Origin of the sequence: Sphingobacterium daejeonense (assembly GCF_901472535.1) — a bacterium.
Taxonomy (GTDB): domain Bacteria; phylum Bacteroidota; class Bacteroidia; order Sphingobacteriales; family Sphingobacteriaceae; genus Sphingobacterium; species Sphingobacterium daejeonense.
On sequence record NZ_LR590470.1, the window covers coordinates 3,953,232 to 3,971,244 of the forward strand.

Annotated in this window: 24 protein-coding genes and 5 pseudogenes; 2 read left to right on the plus strand and 27 right to left on the minus strand. The window is 37.7% G+C overall.

Going from position 1 to position 18,013, the window contains the following annotated elements:
• Positions 1 to 55 precede the first annotated feature (55 nt).
• Positions 56 to 627: pseudogene (ruvC, locus tag FGL31_RS18900) on the plus strand (crossover junction endodeoxyribonuclease RuvC).
• Here the strand turns inward: ruvC and FGL31_RS26725 are convergent.
• Positions 624 to 1,034, minus strand: coding sequence for a hypothetical protein (locus tag FGL31_RS26725; protein WP_232046975.1), 411 nt, complete (start codon positions 1,032 to 1,034; stop codon positions 624 to 626). The pseudogene ruvC and the gene FGL31_RS26725 sit on opposite strands and share 4 nt — an antisense overlap.
• Positions 1,006 to 1,668: a hypothetical protein gene (locus tag FGL31_RS26730; protein WP_232046976.1), complete on the minus strand. Its 663-nt coding sequence runs from the start codon at positions 1,666 to 1,668 to the stop codon at positions 1,006 to 1,008. The genes FGL31_RS26725 and FGL31_RS26730 overlap by 29 nt, the downstream gene beginning before the upstream one ends.
• Before the next feature lie 379 nt (positions 1,669 to 2,047).
• Here FGL31_RS26730 and FGL31_RS18910 point away from each other — a divergent pair, with 379 nt between their 5' ends.
• A complete protein-coding gene (locus FGL31_RS18910; protein ID WP_099370389.1) occupies positions 2,048 to 2,518 on the plus strand; it encodes an Lrp/AsnC ligand binding domain-containing protein in 471 nt (156 codons plus the stop codon).
• 46 nt (positions 2,519 to 2,564) lie between these two features.
• Here the strand turns inward: FGL31_RS18910 and FGL31_RS18915 are convergent, their stop codons facing one another.
• The 25 genes and pseudogenes from FGL31_RS18915 to rpsQ all read right to left on the minus strand — a co-directional run bounded on the left by FGL31_RS18915 (position 2,565) and on the right by rpsQ (position 18,001).
• On the minus strand, positions 2,565 to 3,629 hold the full coding sequence (locus FGL31_RS18915; protein ID WP_138093762.1) for a M20 family metallo-hydrolase: 1,065 nt from the start codon (positions 3,627 to 3,629) through the stop codon (positions 2,565 to 2,567).
• Positions 3,622 to 4,421, minus strand: a pseudogene (gene proC / locus FGL31_RS18920) (pyrroline-5-carboxylate reductase). Before proC ends, FGL31_RS18915 begins: the two are co-directional and overlap by 8 nt.
• A gap of 11 nt (positions 4,422 to 4,432) precedes the next feature.
• Entirely contained in the window at positions 4,433 to 5,221 is a 789-nt protein-coding gene (gene argB, locus FGL31_RS18925) for an acetylglutamate kinase (protein ID WP_099370348.1), read from the minus strand.
• Positions 5,222 to 5,227: 6 nt separating this feature from the next.
• Positions 5,228 to 6,195 (minus strand): annotated as a pseudogene (locus FGL31_RS18930) (Rossmann-fold NAD(P)-binding domain-containing protein).
• Positions 6,196 to 6,212: 17 nt separating this feature from the next.
• Positions 6,213 to 7,345 (minus strand): annotated as a pseudogene (locus FGL31_RS18935) (aspartate aminotransferase family protein).
• A gap of 134 nt (positions 7,346 to 7,479) precedes the next feature.
• Positions 7,480 to 8,211 carry a 50S ribosomal protein L17 gene (gene rplQ, locus FGL31_RS30045; RefSeq protein ID WP_138093765.1) on the minus strand — a complete coding sequence of 244 codons (732 nt, stop codon included), beginning with the start codon at positions 8,209 to 8,211 and terminating at the stop codon, positions 7,480 to 7,482.
• 94 nt (positions 8,212 to 8,305) lie between these two features.
• Positions 8,306 to 9,298, minus strand: coding sequence for a DNA-directed RNA polymerase subunit alpha (locus tag FGL31_RS18945; protein WP_093100377.1), 993 nt, complete (start codon positions 9,296 to 9,298; stop codon positions 8,306 to 8,308).
• Between the two features lie 78 nt (positions 9,299 to 9,376).
• Positions 9,377 to 9,985: a 30S ribosomal protein S4 gene (gene rpsD, locus FGL31_RS18950; RefSeq protein WP_099370344.1), complete on the minus strand. Its 609-nt coding sequence runs from the start codon at positions 9,983 to 9,985 to the stop codon at positions 9,377 to 9,379.
• A 67-nt stretch (positions 9,986 to 10,052) separates the two neighbouring features.
• Positions 10,053 to 10,442 carry a 30S ribosomal protein S11 gene (gene rpsK / locus FGL31_RS18955; RefSeq protein ID WP_099370343.1) on the minus strand — a complete coding sequence of 130 codons (390 nt, stop codon included), beginning with the start codon at positions 10,440 to 10,442 and terminating at the stop codon, positions 10,053 to 10,055.
• A 10-nt stretch (positions 10,443 to 10,452) separates the two neighbouring features.
• Positions 10,453 to 10,830 (minus strand): 30S ribosomal protein S13, encoded by a 378-nt coding sequence (rpsM, locus tag FGL31_RS18960; RefSeq protein WP_094257893.1) that lies wholly within the window; start codon positions 10,828 to 10,830, stop codon positions 10,453 to 10,455.
• 27 nt (positions 10,831 to 10,857) lie between these two features.
• Entirely contained in the window at positions 10,858 to 10,974 is a 117-nt protein-coding gene (gene ykgO / locus FGL31_RS18965) for a type B 50S ribosomal protein L36 (RefSeq protein WP_013665024.1), read from the minus strand.
• 42 nt (positions 10,975 to 11,016) lie between these two features.
• Positions 11,017 to 11,235: a translation initiation factor IF-1 gene (infA, locus tag FGL31_RS18970; protein WP_021071231.1), complete on the minus strand. Its 219-nt coding sequence runs from the start codon at positions 11,233 to 11,235 to the stop codon at positions 11,017 to 11,019.
• 74 nt (positions 11,236 to 11,309) lie between these two features.
• Positions 11,310 to 12,092, minus strand: a complete 783-nt coding sequence (gene map, locus FGL31_RS18975) for a type I methionyl aminopeptidase (protein WP_099370342.1) — start codon at positions 12,090 to 12,092, stop codon at positions 11,310 to 11,312.
• A 6-nt stretch (positions 12,093 to 12,098) separates the two neighbouring features.
• Positions 12,099 to 13,445, minus strand: coding sequence for a preprotein translocase subunit SecY (gene secY, locus FGL31_RS18980; protein WP_099370341.1), 1,347 nt, complete (start codon positions 13,443 to 13,445; stop codon positions 12,099 to 12,101).
• A 6-nt stretch (positions 13,446 to 13,451) separates the two neighbouring features.
• Entirely contained in the window at positions 13,452 to 13,898 is a 447-nt protein-coding gene (rplO, locus tag FGL31_RS18985) for a 50S ribosomal protein L15 (protein WP_099370340.1), read from the minus strand.
• 110 nt (positions 13,899 to 14,008) lie between these two features.
• A complete protein-coding gene (gene rpmD, locus FGL31_RS18990) occupies positions 14,009 to 14,188 on the minus strand; it encodes a 50S ribosomal protein L30 (protein ID WP_021071227.1) in 180 nt (59 codons plus the stop codon).
• Between the two features lie 4 nt (positions 14,189 to 14,192).
• On the minus strand, positions 14,193 to 14,711 hold the full coding sequence (gene rpsE / locus FGL31_RS18995) for a 30S ribosomal protein S5 (protein ID WP_093100392.1): 519 nt from the start codon (positions 14,709 to 14,711) through the stop codon (positions 14,193 to 14,195).
• A gap of 13 nt (positions 14,712 to 14,724) precedes the next feature.
• Positions 14,725 to 15,078, minus strand: coding sequence for a 50S ribosomal protein L18 (gene rplR, locus FGL31_RS19000; protein ID WP_093100394.1), 354 nt, complete (start codon positions 15,076 to 15,078; stop codon positions 14,725 to 14,727).
• Positions 15,079 to 15,083: 5 nt separating this feature from the next.
• Entirely contained in the window at positions 15,084 to 15,638 is a 555-nt protein-coding gene (gene rplF, locus FGL31_RS19005; protein ID WP_099370339.1) for a 50S ribosomal protein L6, read from the minus strand.
• Between the two features lie 18 nt (positions 15,639 to 15,656).
• Complete coding sequence (gene rpsH, locus FGL31_RS19010; protein ID WP_099365470.1) at positions 15,657 to 16,055, minus strand: 30S ribosomal protein S8; 399 nt, start codon at positions 16,053 to 16,055, stop codon at positions 15,657 to 15,659.
• Positions 16,056 to 16,196: 141 nt separating this feature from the next.
• Positions 16,197 to 16,466: a 30S ribosomal protein S14 gene (gene rpsN / locus FGL31_RS19015; RefSeq protein ID WP_093100399.1), complete on the minus strand. Its 270-nt coding sequence runs from the start codon at positions 16,464 to 16,466 to the stop codon at positions 16,197 to 16,199.
• Positions 16,459 to 16,998, minus strand: a complete 540-nt coding sequence (gene rplE, locus FGL31_RS19020) for a 50S ribosomal protein L5 (RefSeq protein ID WP_232046977.1) — start codon at positions 16,996 to 16,998, stop codon at positions 16,459 to 16,461. The genes rpsN and rplE overlap by 8 nt, the downstream gene beginning before the upstream one ends.
• Positions 16,999 to 17,028: 30 nt before the next feature.
• Positions 17,029 to 17,374 (minus strand): annotated as a pseudogene (gene rplX / locus FGL31_RS19025) (50S ribosomal protein L24).
• A gap of 2 nt (positions 17,375 to 17,376) precedes the next feature.
• On the minus strand, positions 17,377 to 17,745 hold the full coding sequence (gene rplN, locus FGL31_RS19030; RefSeq protein WP_037498951.1) for a 50S ribosomal protein L14: 369 nt from the start codon (positions 17,743 to 17,745) through the stop codon (positions 17,377 to 17,379).
• Position 17,746: 1 nt separating this feature from the next.
• Positions 17,747 to 18,001 (minus strand): 30S ribosomal protein S17, encoded by a 255-nt coding sequence (gene rpsQ / locus FGL31_RS19035; RefSeq protein WP_099370336.1) that lies wholly within the window; start codon positions 17,999 to 18,001, stop codon positions 17,747 to 17,749.
• Positions 18,002 to 18,013: the final 12 nt, after the last annotated feature.

Sequence of the window (18,013 nt, forward strand, 5' to 3'; positions counted from 1 at the left end):
ACAATTTTTTAATAAATAACCGTTTTTAGTGGGCAATGTTTAGAAAAATCGTATTATTGCACTATGCAAAAAGGAACCAGCAAAAGAGCGGATAATATTGGGGATAGACCCCGGCACAGTGGTTTTAGGATATGGTATCCTAAAGGAAGTGAACAAAAAAATCTCGCTGATCACGCTGGGAGTTATAAAAATGGGGCATTTGGACGATCATGGTCTTAAGCTTCAGCGCATATTCAAAAAAACGAGTGCTCTGATTGCTGAGTATAACCCTGATTGCGTGCTTTGGAAGCTCCTTTCTACGGCAAAAACATTCAAGTGATGCTAAAACTCGGACGTGCACAGGGTGTTGCAATGGCCGCCGCGCTGAACGCAGACATCCCAATCTTTGAATACTCTCCGAGAAAAATCAAACAATCTGTTACCGGTAATGGAAACGCCAGCAAAGAACAGGTCGCAGCCATGTTACAAACTCTCCTCTCATTTAAAGAAACACCCGAGTTCCTGGACGCAACAGATGGCTTGGCCGTAGCAGTATGCCATGCATTCCAACAAAATCAATCAACAGGTGGAAAAAACTACTCTGGATGGGAAGCATTCGTAAAAGATAACCAGAAAAGAATCCGTTAAAGCTGAACCTGCCGGATTACATTTTTGACATTGAGCTCAATTATATCTGTCATCGAATGGCAATGGTAGTATTTTTCATTATTATAGTATTTTGCATAGCCATCACGAAGTCGCTCGATATTCTCTTTGGTGGATAATATCTGGGTCTTGGAAGCATCTCTGAGATCTTTAATACGGTGCCTTTCACTTCGAACCCGATGAACAATCGAAGAACGCTCTTCTTGTTGATACTGTAAGACGGTCTTCTCATTCAAATGCTCCATAGATAGTTTCACGTAAGGTAGATTCTCCTTGAAGAATTGAGGCATATAAACTTTTATATTACCTTCATAAAACTGTTGGTCGAAATCAATTGCCCTAATCCGAAACTGAAAATCATCAAAAATCAGGAGTGATCTGCATAACAAAGTTATAAGCCCGCATATCTCCCAACATCGATATAATGCATCGCTCATTGAACTTTACAAATTCCTTGGCAATCCTGGTCTGATTATAATCCGGAGTTTCCATACGGGTTTTGGCAAAGGTGTCTCCAGGGATGCCGACAATATGCTCCTCTACAAGGGTATCCTTATCATATATATAATTGACTTGATTTGGAGAAACAATCTCTTCGAGCTCCAATCCATATATCCGCGAAGCATCTGCCTGTTTGATATAAAAATAATCATAAACGTCATTCAGTCGATTGACAATCTTGACACGAAAAGGATGGGTATTTCCAAAAGCACAGAATTCAATTTTCTCAATAACCTTATGCTGGACTATTCTGGTATTACCGGAAGCTTTTAATTGGGCATAGACAATTTTCAATTGATCATAGAGTACATCTTGGATATGTGGCGGATATAAGGGAATTTCCCAAAGAGTATCATTTCCAAATTTATCCAGTGAAGGGATGGTTTCTTGGAAACTCAGCAAATCAAAGTAAGATAATGGCAGCTTAGCATCTCGCTGATAAGCCTTTAGATATTTCAACAAGCCTGGTCCAACTGGAAAAATCGGTTTTTTCCTTGAAATCTTTACATCATCTTCTTTCATAACACTCCAATGTGATTAAAAACTAAAGTACGAAAAATAGTTGTTGTATACAGCAATGTAAAAATGTTAAAAAAAATGACATAAATTTACAATTGATTATTATAATCACAATAATTGTTATTATTTTTGAAAAAATTAGAAAATAAGAATTATTATTTGAAAGGCTTATAAATGGAAGAAGCTCCCCGGGCGAGGAGCTTCTACGCTAACCAATTATAAACCTATGTTATTTTGAGGGAAGTAACATGCAAACATTGTAATGTTTTAACATGTTTGTTGATACAAATTTAATTTTTATACCAAATAAATTAAAATTTATTTGATTTTTTTAGATATTTTTAAAAAACACAAGACAAATAAACAGATAAATACCATTTTTATGGAAAAAAACTATTCAAATTACGATTTAGACAACCTAGATGTTCAAATTTTATCCATTTTAATGGAAGATGCCTCAATTCCCTATACTGAAATTGCAAAAAAACTAATAGTTTCTGGTGGAACTATCCATGTTCGCATGAAAAAAATGGAAGAATTGGGAATAATTAGAGGTTCAAACTTAATTATCAACCCTCAAAAGGTTGGATTTGACATCACAGCCTTCTTAGGAATCTATTTAGAGAAAGGTTCTCAGTATTCTGACGCCGTAGAACAGCTAAGACAAGTAAAAGAAGTAGTAGAATTACACTATTGTACGGGTCAATATAGTATGTTCGCTAAGATTATCTGCAAAGATACATCACACTTACGTAAGGTATTGAACGAAGATATTCAAGGTTTGAAAGGAATTCAGCGTACAGAAACCATAATTTCCTTAGAAGAGAGCATCAAAAGACAAATCACACTATAAAAAAAAGCGGGCAATGCCCGCTTTTTTTTCTTATTATCTATTTTTTTTAGATTATTCCCCCCAAAAGATCGATATAATATCGAATTCCTGCTCCAATTTCATCCACATATATAAATTCATCTGCAGAATGGGACCTCGCAGAGTCACCAGGGCCAGTTTTTATAGATGGAATCGATAAAATCGCTTGATCACTCATCGTCGGACTACCATACAATTCTTTACCCAATGAAATTCCTGACAAAACTATCGGATGATCGATAGAAATAGATGATGGATTCAAACGAGTAGAACGTGCTTCCACATTCGATCTCACATTTTCTTTAATAATTTCCAGTACTTCGAGATTGGTATAAACATCGGTAGTCCTTACATCAACAACAAACTTACAACTGGCAGGCACAACATTGTGCTGAGAACCCGCTTCTATCATCGTAACGCTCATCTTAACCGGACCTAAAAATTCTGATTTCTTCGGGAACTCAAAAGTATTGAACCAATTGATATCCTTAATTGCTTTATAAATAGCATTATCACCCTCTTCCCTGGCAGCATGGCCTGATACTCCTATTGCTTCGCAGTCCAATACCATCAATCCTTTCTCAGCAACAGCCAAGTTCAGAAGCGTTGGCTCACCAATAATGGCAAATTCGCATGGCTTGACATGCTTATATGCCTCTTCCAATCCTCCTTTGCCAGAAACCTCCTCTTCAGCAGATGCTATCAAACACAAATTGAAAGGCAAGTCCTCCCGATCGTAATAATACCGGAAACAAGCAATTAGGGAAACTAGACATCCTCCAGCATCATTACTCCCTAAGCCATATAGCTTACCATCTTCAATTACTGGAAAATACGGATCCTTTAGATATCCTGGATTAGGTTTCACCGTATCATGATGTGAGTTTAAAAGAATAAATGGCTTAGCATCATCAACAAACTTATTGTATGCTATCACATTATTCCCAACCCTCTCGGTTCTGATTCCTTTTGAACTTAGGAATTCCTCTAATATCTGAGCTGTTTGATCTTCTTCTCTACTGAAAGATTGAATCGTAATCAATCGTTTCAGAAGAACTGTACTATCATCAATTAAATGCTCAATATTAGTCATTGTATAAACCTCCTGCTTTTTTTGCAGACAATTTAATTCCCTTGATGAATGCAGAACTGAAACCATTGTGTTCCATTTCGTTCAGTCCAGCAATTGTACATCCTTTTGGAGATGTCACCTTATCAATTTCACTTTCAGGATGGCTTTCCATTTGGAGCAATAGATCTGCTGCTCCTTTAGCGGTTTGTATTGCCATCTTTAAAGCATCATGCGCATGAAAACCAATCTCTACACCACCTTGTGAGGCAGCACGAATACTGCGCAAGAAAAAGGCAATCCCACAGGCACACAATGCCGTAGCTGAAGTCATCAGGTCCTCATTGATAACTACAACAGATCCTACGGATTCGAAGATTTTAGAAACTTCGTTTACCTTTCCCTCTGCTGCACTGTCCGTAGCAATACAGGTCATGGACTGGCCAATAGCAATGGCCGTATTTGGCATTGCCCTGACCACAATTTTATCTTGACCCAATACTTCTTTGATATCATGGCAGGTAACGCCAGAAACTACCGAAATAACGGTCTGTGACGATGACAATACCGGAGCCAACTCATCCATTACCTTACGAATCTGCTGAGGCAAAATCGCTAGAACGATGAATTCTGCTTCTTTTATAGCCTCCGCATTTGAATCACTAACATTATAACCCTGTTCTTTTTCTTGAGAAAGGGACGCAAGGTTCTTCTTGTAATGGTAATTTCACCAGCTTTGCAATAATTTGACTTGACCAGGCCTTTAGCCAAGGATAATCCAATATTACCGCCTCCAATAATTGTTATCTTATTCATTTTATTTAGGTTTATGCAATCAAGCAAGTACCAAATTTCCTTTGCTGGAACAAATGCAGATTATTGGCATTACCAATATAGACATTGCTCACTCCCTTAGATATAGCATCAAATGCATTGAATAACTTAGGGATCATTCCATCATGGATGGTCTTACTTTCTTTAAGTCTTTCAAATTCTCCTGAACGTATAGTTTCGATGACAGAGTTTTCATTATCGATATCCAATAATACTCCATTTTTGTCAAAACAATAAATTAAAGATACTTCATATAATTTTGAAAGTGCAACTGCCAGCGAAGAAGCTATCGTATCAGCATTCGTATTCAGCAGTTGACCATTTCCATTGTGCGTAATCGCTGAAAAAACAGGAATAAATTCTGCTTCCAACAATTTTTTAATAGCTAAAGAATCTATAGAATCAGCTAGAATATCGCCAACGAAACCATAATCAATTTCTTTTACAGGTCTTTTGACTGCTTTAATCACGTTTGCATCTGCACCACATAAACCAATAGCATTGCAATTATATTTCTGCAAAGATGCTACTATGTTTTTATTGGTCAGTCCCGCATAAACCATGGTCACAACATCCAACATGGCAGCGTCCGTAATACGACGTCCTTCTACCAATTTGGCTTCAATGCCCATATCTGTTGCTATACGTGTTGCAATCTTGCCTCCACCATGAACCAAAATCTTACGCCCTGGCAAAGCTGAGAATTTCTCAAGAAAAGTTTGTAATTGATCAGGATTGTCTATGACATTTCCGCCAATCTTAATAATATTTAATACCGACATTATTATTTAAGCCTCCAAATCTTCTAACATTCTTTTCAACACCACCTGTGCTGCCCAAACCCTATTACTAGCTTCTTTGACAACTAATGAATTAGGTCCATCTAATATCTCCGAGGAAAGCTCTAAATCCCTTCTTACAGGCAGACAATGCATCACTTTAGCATCATTGGTCAGCTTAAGTTTTTCATTGTCCAAAAGCCAGTTTTCATTAACAGGATAAACTTCTCCATATTCTTTGAATGAAGACCAGTTCTTTACATAAACAAAATCAGCTCCATCCAATGCTTGGTCAAGATCTGTTGTTATGTTTGCACCATTTGTTAAAATCTTCAGACAATTCATATCCTGCAGGTTGAGCAATTGTAAAGTCTACCAATCCTTCTTCTTGTGCACGGCACATCCATTCTGAAAACGAATTAGGTACCGCCTGAGGCAAAGCCTTTACATGTGGTGCCCAAGCCAAGACAACTTTCGGCTTATCGGTCTTTTTATACTCCGTAATGGTAATCAGGTCCGTCAAACTCTGTAGCGGGTGTCTAGTTGCGCTTTCAAGTGAAACTACCGGCACGCCACAATATTTAATGAACTTGTTGAAATAGATCTTCCGAATAATCGGCATCTTTGTCCTTCAATGTCGGAAAAGATCGAAGGCCTAAGATATCACAATATTCCCCCATTACGGCTGCTGCCTCACGGATATGCTCTACTGTAGTACCGTTCATGATAACTCCATCCCGAGTTTCCAATGCCCAACCATCTTTGTCCATATTCATCACCATCACATTCATCCCTAAATTCATCCCTGCTTTCTGGGTACTCAAGCGAGTCCTTAAACTCGGATTAAGAAATACAAGACCCAACATCTTGTGCTTACCCAAATTCTCATCAGCATAAGGCTTGGATTTAATCTCTAACGCTTCAGAAACAATGTTTTTCAGATTATCTACGTCTGCAACGGAAAAAAACTTCTTCATTTAATCTTTATACTGTTTTATGCTTTTAATCTTTCATCAAAAGCAGTTAAAAATTGATCTGCAATCTCATTTGTTATGTTCAAGGCAGGCAATAACCTGATCACATTCGGTTTTGCTTCGCCTGTGAATATACGATTCTTAAGCAAAAGATCTTTCTTTACATGAGCCAACTCTGCAGGCAATTCAATACCAATCATTAAACCTCTACCTCTCACTTCTAAAACCTTATCGAATTTCTTAAGCTCATCAATCAAATATTGACCAACCTTGGACGCGTTTTCCATGAGGTTATCTTGTTTGATAATGTCAAGAACAGAAATTGCTGCCGCACATGCCAAATGGTTACCTCCGAATGTTGTACCCAACAACCAAATGAAGCTTTGAATTTTGGGGAAATAGAAATACCGCCAATTGGGAAACCATTGCCCATCCCTTTTGCCATAGAATATATATCTGCGTCTACTCCAGCATAATCATGAGAATAGAAGTTACCGGTCCGTCCATAACCACATTGAACAGAATCTGCGATAAACACAGAACCATATTGATCACATAAACTTCTGATCAATTTCAAGAACGGAATAGAAGCCTCACGAATACCACCGACACCCTGGATACCTTCAATAATAACAGCTGCAATTTCTTCACCATATTCATTGAAAGCTTTTTCCAAAGCTTCCTCATCATTAAATGGAAGGAATACGACATTGTCAGTCTCATTTACTGGAGCAACAATATTTGGGTTATCAGTAGCTGCAACAGCTAATGATGTACGGCCATGGAAAGATTTATTGAAAGCGATAATTTTCTTCCTTCCAGTATGGAATGAAGCTAATTTAAGAGCATTTTCGTTGGCTTCAGCACCGGAATTACACAAAAACAGAGTATAATCTTGTCGTCCTGAAACTTCGCCCAATTGCTTTGCTATTTGTTGTTGAATAGGAATCAATACAGAATTGGAATAAAATCCGATTTTGTTTAATTGATCAGTTAGGCTTTTTACATAATGTGGATGAGTATGTCCGATGGAAATTACAGCATGTCCACCGTATAGATCCAAATACTCATTGCCCTGTTCGTCCCATACTGTTGAGCCTAATGCTTTGACAATATTGATAGGGGTAACAGGATATACGTTAAATAGTTCCATGAAATGAAAAAAATATGCTAAAGTTTAGTAATAGTCAAATGTACAAATAAATATATAGCTGAACTTACTTAAAAAGTGTATAAAATAAAAAAGTCCTCTTGTTTAAGAGGACTTTTCTATGATTCGTTTAAAGATTATTCATCAACTTTTTTACCACCGTCTAAATCGGCTTTAAGTTTTTCTAATTCTTCGAATTTACCATCTGCAGCTAGTTGCGCTTGTTCAGCCCAAGTAGTTGGATCTGCAGTGTTAAAGTTAGAACCAGCTTCAGTTAAGATTTCTTTAACTTTCTCTGCATCAGTTTTAGCTAATTCAGCGTAAGTTGCGATACCAGCAGCTGCTAATACTTCTGCAATCTTAGGACCGATACCTTCAACGATTGTTAAATCATCGCCAGCTTTGTCAGCTTTTGCCTCTTTAGATTCAGCAGTTGAAGTAGCTTTCTTTTTAGAAGAACCGCGACGACGAGTAGTTTTCTTCTCAGCTTGAACAGTTTTACCGTAGATTTCGTTGTAATCAACTAATTCGATAAATGCCATTTCAGCGTTGTCACCTAAACGGTTTTCTAATTTAATGATACGAGTGTAACCTCCTGGACGAGATGCTACTTTTTCAGAAATCTCGCGGAACAAGATTGAAACTGCATCTTTGTCTTTCAAGTAAGCGAATACCGTACGACGTGAGTGAGTAGTGTCGTTTTTAGATTTTGTAATCAAAGGCTCAACATACGTACGTAATGCTTTAGCTTTAGCTAGAGTAGTTGTAATACGTTTGTGTTTGATCAATGAAGTCGCCATATTAGCTAACATCGCCTTACGGTGACTGTCAGTGCGGCCTAAGTGATTTACTTTTTTTCCGTGTCTCATTTTAGTTTTGATTTTGTGCGTACCGTTCTTTCTTTATGGAGTATTCCATATTCAAGAGGAATTACGCAACAGGTCGCTTATATTATTTTAATTATTATTCTTCGTCCAATTTGTATTTAGACAGGTTCATACCGAAAGATAAACCTTTAGATTTCACTAATTCTTGGATTTCGCTCAACGATTTTTTACCGAAGTTGCGGAATTTCAACATATCAGCTACGTCATAAGTTACTAATTCAGCCAAAGTGCGGATGTCAGCAGCTTTCAAACAGTTCAAAGCACGAACTGAAAGATCAAGATCCACTAATTCAGTTTTCAAGATTTTACGCATGTGTAAAATTTCCTCGTCTACTACTTTAGTTTCTTCTTTAGTTTGAGATTCTAACAACATGTTTTCGTCAGAGAACAACATGAAGTGTTGAATCAAGATTTTAGCTGCTTCTTTCAAAGCGTCTTCTGGATGAATAGAACCATCTGTAGAAATATCTAACAACAATTTCTCGTAGTCAGTTTTTTGTTCTACACGGTAGTTTTCAATGGTATATTTTACATTCTTAATTGGAGTGTAGATTGAATCAATCGCAATAACTCCAACAGGACCGTCAACCACTTTATTTTCTTCTGCATTAACGTATCCACGACCTTTTGCAACTGACAATTCAACTTCTACAGTTACTGAACTATCCATGTTACAGATGACCAAATCAGGATTCAATACAGTAAAATTATTGGAAAACTTCGTAATATCACCAGCTGTAAATTGATCTTGACCATTGATAACCACAAAGATTTTTTCGTTATCGCCCTGTTCACCACTTTTTTTGAAACGTACTTGTTTCAAGTTCAAGATGATCTCAGTAACGTCTTCTACTACACCTTTAATGGTAGAGAATTCGTGCGACACGCCTGAAAATCTTACCGACGTAATTGCATATCCTTCTAAAGAGGACAATAAAATACGGCGTAAAGCATTACCAATAGTAACTCCAAAACCTGGCTCTAGTGGACGAAATTCAAAGGTACCATCAAAATCAGTTGATTTCTGCATGATAACTTTATCCGGTCTTTGAAATGCTAAAATTGCCATTTATGTTCTTTTAAGTTTATTTACTATTTATGAAAACAACAACATGCACTTTTAGAAAAGGCATGTTGTTATTAATTATTATTTAGAGTACAACTCTACAATTAAGTTCTCTTTAATGTTTTCTGGAATATCAGCTCTTTCAGGGAAGTTAACAAACGTTCCTTGTAATTTGTCTGCATCCCAATCCAACCAGCTGAATTTGTTGATTTTTCTTCCAGCTACTGAAGTTACGATTGCCTCTAATGATTGAGAACGTTCGCGAACTGCAATAACATCACCTGGGCGGATACTGTATGATGGAATGTTAACAACTTGACCGTTAACAGTAATGTGCTTGTGCGAAACTAATTGACGAGCAGATGAACGTGTAGGAGCGATTCCTAAACGGTATACGATGTTATCTAAACGTGCTTCTAATAATTTCAAGAAGTTTTCACCAGTAACACCTTGTTTTGCTGCTGCCTTAGCAAATAAGTTAGCGAATTGACGCTCTAATACACCGTAAGTATATTTTGCTTTTTGCTTTTCTAACAACTGAATTGCGTATTCAGATTGTTTACCTCTTCTTTTCGATGGTCCGTGTTGACCAGGAGGGTAATTCTTTTTTTCTAATGCCTTATCTGGGCCGAAAATTGGCTCTCTAAATTTACGAGCTATTTTGGACTTAGGTCCTGTATATCTTGCCATTTCTTATTCTGTTTGAAGTATCTATCAGCCTTTAACTGACGAATCTTATCTTAAACAAATCTGTTTATTAAACTCTTCTGCGTTTTGGAGGACGACAACCGTTGTGAGGAAGTGGAGTGATATCCTTGATTGTTGTTACGTCGATACCAATTGTTTGCAATGAACGGATTGCAGACTCACGTCCTGCACCCGGACCTTTAACGAAAACTTCAACTTTACGCAATCCTAAATCGTGTGCAACTTTACCACAGTCATTAGCAGCTTGAGATGCGGCATACGGAGTGTTCTTTTTAGAACCTTTGAAGCCCATTTTACCAGCTGATGACCATGAAATTGTTTGACCTTGATTGTTAGTCAAAGTTACGATAATGTTGTTAAAAGTAGCGTTGATATGAGCTTGTCCAACAGGCTCGATAACTACGATACGTTTTTTAGTAACTTTTTTACTTTTAGCCATTTCTTACTTATTATTTAGTAGCTTTTTTCTTGTTTGCAACTGTCTTACGTTTACCTTTTCTGGTACGCGAGTTATTTTTAGTACGTTGTCCACGAACAGGAAGGTGTTTACGGTGACGTAATCCACGGTAACATCCAATATCCATTAAGCGTTTAATGTTCAATTGAACCTCTGAACGTAAAGCTCCTTCTACCTTAATCTCATCGTTGATGATAGTACGGATAGCTGCTAATTGATCATCATTCCATTCTTGAACTTTAACATCTTGACTGATGCCTGCTTTCTCTAGGATATAAGCAGCAGTAGAACGACCAATACCGAAAATATAGGTAAGGCCAATGATGCCTCTTTTGTTTTTAGGTAAATCTATACCTGAGATCCTTGCCATATAATATTTTAAGCGATTATTTTAAAATTAACCCTGACGTTGTTTGAACTTAGGGTTCTTTTTATTGATTACAAATACTTTTCCTTTACGACGGATAATTTTACAATCCGCACTACGTTTTTTTATTGATGCTCTAACTTTCATTACAGTATATTTTTAAAAGCTATTTATTGAAGAAACTTACGTTTATTTATAGCGGTATGTAATTCTTCCTTTTGTTAAATCATATGGTGACATTTCCAATTTAACCTTGTCACCTGGTAATATTTTGATATAATGCATGCGCATTTTTCCAGAAATATGAGCGATGATCTCATGCCCATTCTCTAATTCAACGCGAAACATCGCATTTGAAAGCGCTTCTTTGATTATGCCGTCTTGTTCAATCGAGGCTTGTTTAGCCATATAATCTATTATTTAAAATTATGATAAACCCGCAAACAGGAGTGCAAAGATAAATAAAAATAATTGAATACCAACTACTTTTTATTTAAAACTTTCTCTATTGCTTCAAAATTCAAAAGCACGTCTGGACTGCCCTTTCTTATCGCTACCATCTGTTCAAAATGTGCAGAAAGCTTTCCATCAACTGTACTAACTGTCCAACCATCGTCCCAAAACTTGACCCCTGCTTTTCCAGCATTGATCATCGGTTCGATACAGATAATAAGACCTTCCTCTAACTTTGGTCCCGAACCACGCTTTCCGTAATTTGGCACCTCTGGTTTTTCGTGCAAATGAAAACCTACTCCATGACCAACTAATTCGCGAACGATACCGTATTTATATGGTGTTACATATTCTTGAACTGCTGCGGAAATATCTCCTACACGTTTACCTGCGATTGCTTGTTCGATTCCTGCTTGAAGCGAAGCTTTTGTTACATCCAACAATTGTTGCGCTTCTTCAGAGATCTCACCTACAGCAAAAGTATATGCAGAATCGCTGATGAACCCGTTCAAATTAACACCGCCATCCACTGTCACGATATCACCTTCTTTCAGAACATAGTCACTTGGGAATCCATGAACAACTTGATCGTTCACAGAAATACACAGTGAGTACGGAAATCCTTGGTAATTCAAAAACGCTGGAGTTCCTTTATGGTCTTTGATAAAGTCGAAGGCGAATTTATCAAGTGAAAGCGTTGTAATTCCTGGTTTAACTAAACCTGCAATTTCAGCAAGTAATTGCGAGAGTACATTTGCTGACTCTCGCACTTGCTCAATTTCATCTGCTGTTTTATAATATACTTTAGACATTCAAACTTATAATGCGGATTGATCATAGCCTTCAACAGTAGTCGCAGTGCTTCTACCTTTTACACGACCAGTTTTCATCAATCCATCATAATGACGCATTAACAAATGACTTTCAATTTGCTGAATCGTATCCAATACTACCCCTACTAGAATAAGTAAAGAAGTACCACCATAGAAATGTGCAAATTGATTGTTTACTCCAAATAATGTTGCAATTGCTGGCAAGATCGCGATGATCGCCACAAATACAGCACCAGGGAAGGTAATATGTGATATTACGTTGTCGATGAACAAATTGGTTTCATACCCTGGTTTGATTCCTGGGATAAAACCACCGTTTTTCTTCATGTCCTCTGACATCTGTTGTGGGTTAACCATAATCGCCGTATAGAAGAAAGTAAATGCAATGATCAACAAAGCAAATACGACGTTATACGTAACGGAAGTATAGTTACTCAACGAATTCAAGAAGTCTGATTGGACATTCGGGAAGAACTGAGTCAAGGACATCGGTAAAAACATAATCGCCTGAGCGAAAATGATTGGCATTACACCCGCCGCATTTACCTTTAAAGGAATGTATTGACGCACACCACCAATCTGTTTGTTACCTACAATTTTCTTTGCGTATTGCACAGGGATCTTACGAACACCTTGTACAACTAAAATCGTAAAGATTACGACAAAGAACAGAGCAACAAACTCCAATAACAATGGAATAGGACCACCACCACTTGGGCTCATCCTAGATGCCCATTCTGCAGTAATACCTGCAGGAAGCTGAGCAATAATACCAGCCATAATGATTAATGAAATACCATTACCAATTCCTTTATCGGTAATCTTTTCACCTAGCCACATCACAAACAATGTACCTGCAGTCAATACGATAGCTGAAAGAATTGAGAACATTGGATCCGCAATAGTCTTAGCTTCAGGTCCGATTTGGGTCTTCACATAAGCTACGGCTTGAACTAATGTAATCGCTACTGTAAGGTAACGAGTGATATTGTTCATTTTCTTACGGCCAGATTCACCTTCTTTCTGCATCTTTTGAAACGCAGGAACAGCAATCCCCAATAGCTGAACTACGATAGATGCTGAGATGTATGGCATTACACCAAGCGCGAAAATAGCTGCACGAGAGAAAGACCCCCCTGCGAACATATTAATCAGGTTCATGATGTCATTACCACCTTCTCTATTTACTACCAATGCCTCTGGATTGACACCTGGTAAAACCACGTGACAACCAATTCGGTATATTAAAAGAAAAAGTAACGTATTAAGAATACGATTACGTAATTCTTCTATCTTCCATATATTGGTTAAGGTTGTGATTAGTTTCTTCATGTATTATTACAATTTAACGATAGAACCACCTGCTGCTTCGATAGCTTTTTGAGCTGAAGCTGAAAATGCATGGGCCTTTACTTCTACTTTAGCGGTTAATTCACCACGACCTAAGATTTTGATTAAGTCATTTTTAGAAACTAATCCGTGTTCTTTTAAAGTATCGAAATCAACAGTTGTTAGGTTATATTTCTCAACGATAGTTTGAAGTACGTCAAGGTTTACACCTACGTATTCTACACGGTTAATGTTTTTAAAACCAAATTTAGGTACGCGACGTTGAAGAGGCATTTGACCACCTTCGAAACCGATCTTAGTAGAGTTACCTGAACGAGATCCTGCTCCTTTGTGACCACGAGTTGATGTACCACCACGGCCAGATCCTTGTCCACGACCAATACGTTTTTTAGTTTTAATTGAACCAGCTGCTGGTTTAAGATTACTTAAGTTCATTTTTAATCAAATTGTGCTACGCCTTCGCTCTCACTAAACAGGCCTTAGCATTCCATAAATTTATTAACAAAGAATGGAAAGGAAGTGAGTATCCTTTCCATCTATTCTTATTAAATAGTTTCGATAGCTACTAGGTGGTTCACTTTACGAACCATACCAATGATTGCTGGTGTAGCTTCAACTTCTACCGAGTGGTTGATTTTTTTCAGACCTAATGCTTCGATAGTTTTCTTTTGGCGCTCGCTTCTGTCGATAACGCTCTTTATCTGGGTGATTTTAATTTTTGCCATGATATTAACCGTTAAATACTTTGTTTAAATCGACACCACGTGTTTGTGCTACTGTATAAGCGTCACGCATATTAGCTAATGCATCGATAGTTGCTTTCACCACGTTGTGTGGGTTTGAGGAACCTAATGATTTTGCTAATACGTCAGTAATGCCTGCAGATTCCAATACCGCACGCATTGCACCACCTGCTAATACTCCGGTACCACTTACAGCTGGTTTGATTAAAACCGAACCACCTGAATATTTACCGTATTGCTCATGAGGTACAGTACCTTTGATAATAGGAACTTTTACTAAGTTTTTCTTTGCATCATCGATACCTTTAGTGATAGCTTCAGTAACCTCTTTAGCTTTTCCTAATCCGTATCCTACGATTCCGTTTTCATCTCCCACTACCACAATAGCAGAGAAGCTGAAAGTACGACCACCTTTGGTCACCTTGGCTACGCGTTGGATGCTTACTAAGCGATCTTTTAATTCGATTTCGCTTGATTTTACTCTTTTAATATTGCTTAATGCCATTTTCTTTCTTTAATTAAAAGTCTAAACCGCCTTCGCGAGCACCTTCAGCCAATGATTTGATACGGCCATGGTATAAGTACCCATTACGGTCAAAAACTACTTTGCTAATTCCTGCTGCAACCGCTTTTTCAGCAACTAATTTACCTACTTCTTTCGATTGATCAACTTTGTTACCTGATCCAGCAAATTCTTTTGACAAAGTAGATGCTGAAGCGATTGTTTTACCAGTTGTATCGTCGATGATCTGAGCGTAGATTCCTTTGTTACTTCTAAAAACCGTCAAACGAGGACGTTCAGTTGATCCAGCCAGGTGTTTTCTAATTCCTTTTTTGATTCGCTCTCTGCGAGTTGATTTAATTCCTGCCATGGTTATTATTTTTTAGCTGATTTACCTGCTTTTCTTCTTAATACTTCACCTGCAAACTTGATACCTTTACCTTTGTATGGTTCTGGTTTACGGAAGCTACGGATTTTTGCCGCTACTTGACCGATCAATTGTTTGTCGATAGATTCCAAAGTGATAGTAGGGTTTTTACCTTTATCAGCAGTTGTTGTTACTTTAATTTCCTGTGGCAATACGAATACAATCTGGTGAGAGAAACCTAAGGTTAACTCTAGCGTATTACCGTTGTTAGCAGCACGGTAACCCACACCAACTAATTCTTGGGTAGTTTTGTATCCCTCAGTCACACCTACTACCATATTGTTCAATAGGGCGCGGTATAGACCATGTAATGCTTTGTGCTTTTTTTGTTCAGTAGGACGAGTCACGACGATGTTACCATCTTCTTCTTTAACGGTGATGTCGCGGTCTACTTGTTGTGTTAATTCACCTTTAGGGCCTTTAACAGTCACCAGATTCTTATCTGACACTGTAATCGAAACACCCGAAGGTATTGCGATAGGCGCTTTTCCAATTCTTGACATTCTGTGCTTTTTCCTAGATTAATAAATGTAACATAAAACTTCACCACCAACGTTTTGTACGGCAGCTTCTTTGTCTGACATTACTCCTTTAGAAGTAGACAAAATCGCAATTCCTAAACCGTTTAATACACGAGGTAAGTTGTCAACACTTGCATACTTTCTTAAACCAGGTTTACTCACACGTGTCAAAGTGCGAATAGCCGGTACTTTGCTAATTGGGTGGTATTTCAAGGCGATTTTGATTGAGCCTTGAGGACCTTCTTCGATAAATTTGTAATTAGCAATGTAACCTTTGTCGAAAAGAACTTTTGTGATTTCTTTTTTAAGGTTCGATGCAGGAATTTCAACAACCCTGTGGTTGGCCTTGATGGCATTCCTTACTCGGGTAAGGTAATCCGCTATTGGATCTGTATTCATTATATATAAAAGTTGTGATAATGGTTTCCGTGACTAACCGAAGTCACCGACCTTTTATCGGTTAAAATATTGCAATGCAAAAAAAACCCGATAAACCACTGTTCGTGGTTTATCCGGGCAAAAGTAATTATATTTTTTTGATTACCAAGAAGCTTTTTTCACTCCCGGGATTTTTCCGTCTAATGCCATCTCACGGAAAGTTACACGTGAGATACCGAATTGACGCATATATCCTTTAGGACGACCAGTTAATTTACAACGGTTGTGTAATCTTACTGGTGATGCATTTTTTGGTAATTTATCTAGTGCAGCGTAGTCACCAGCAGCTTTTAATGCTGCACGTTTCTCCGCGAATTTTGCAACTAATTTTTGACGCTTAACTTCGCGTGCTTTTAATCCTTCTTTAGCCATTGTTATTCGAATTTTGGTTTTTGAATGGTAAACCGAATTGTTTCAATAATTCTAAAGCTTCGATATCGTTCTTAGCTGAAGTTACGAAAGTGATATCCATACCTTGGATCTTGTTGATTTTGTCAATGTTGATCTCAGGGAAGATAATTTGCTCGGTAATACCTAAGTTATAGTTACCATGTCCGTCAAATCCTTTGTCGTTGATTCCACGGAAATCACGAATACGTGGTAAAGAAACCGCGATTAAACGATCTAAGAATTCGTACATATTGTTGTCACGTAAAGTTACGCGAGCACCAATAGGCATACCTTTACGCAATTTGAAGTTTGAGATATCTTTTTTAGATTTCGTAGGCACTGCTTGTTGACCAGTAATTGTTGTTAACTCAGTGATAGAGTTATCGATTAATTTCTTGTCAGCAGTTGCTGCTCCGATACCTTGCGATACTACGATTTTCTCCAGTTTTAGGAACTTGCATAACGCTTTTATACTGGAATTTTTCTTTAAGCGCTGTACGGATTTCCTCCGCATATTTCGCTTTTAATCTTGGTACGTAAGTCATTATTTAATTTCCTCCCCTGATTTTTTTGCGTAACGAACTATTTTTCCATCTGCATTAACTTTACGTCCCACACGGGTAGGGTTACCTGTCTTAGGATCGATAAGAGCTAAGTTTGAGATGTTGATTGCAGCTTCCTTTTCGATGATTCCACCGTTCGGGTTTTGCTGCGCTAGGTTTAGTGTGTTTCTTCACAATGTTAGCGCCTTCAACTACTGCTCTGTTAGTATCAATAATAACTTGTAAAACTTTACCTTGAACACCTTTAGAGTTACCAGCGATAACTTTCACTAAATCTCCTTTTTTGATTTTGATTTTGTGAGTAGTTTTGTTTGTCTTGTATGCCATAATTATAAAACCTCCGGTGCTAGTGATACAATTTTCATGAACTGTTTTTCACGCAACTCTCTAGCTACAGGGCCAAAGATACGTGTTCCACGTGGTTCATCGTTATTATTTAATAATACAGCAGCGTTGTCGTCGAAACGAATGTAAGAACCATCTTTACGACGGATTTCTTTTTTCGTACGTACTACTACTGCTTTAGAAACTGATCCTTTTTTAACGTTTCCTGAAGGAATAGCGCTCTTAACGGTAACAACGATTTTATCACCGATAGATGCATAACGCTTACGCGTTCCGCCCAATACACGGATTACTAAAACTTCTTTAGCACCGCTATTGTCAGCTACATTTAGTCTTGATTCTTGTTGTACCATGTTATTTAGCCCTTTCTAAAATTTCTACTAATCTCCAGTTCTTAGTTTTACTCAGCGGACGCGTTTCCATAATTAATACCGTATCGCCGATACCGCAGGTATTTGTTTCGTCATGAGCTTTAAATTTAGTAGTTTTCTTAACGAATTTACCGTAAATAGGGTGTTTCACTTTACGCTCAACAGCTACTACGATAGATTTGTCCATCTTGTTGCTAACTACTAAGCCGATTCTTGTTTTTCTTAAATTTCTTTCCATTTCGACTTAAAT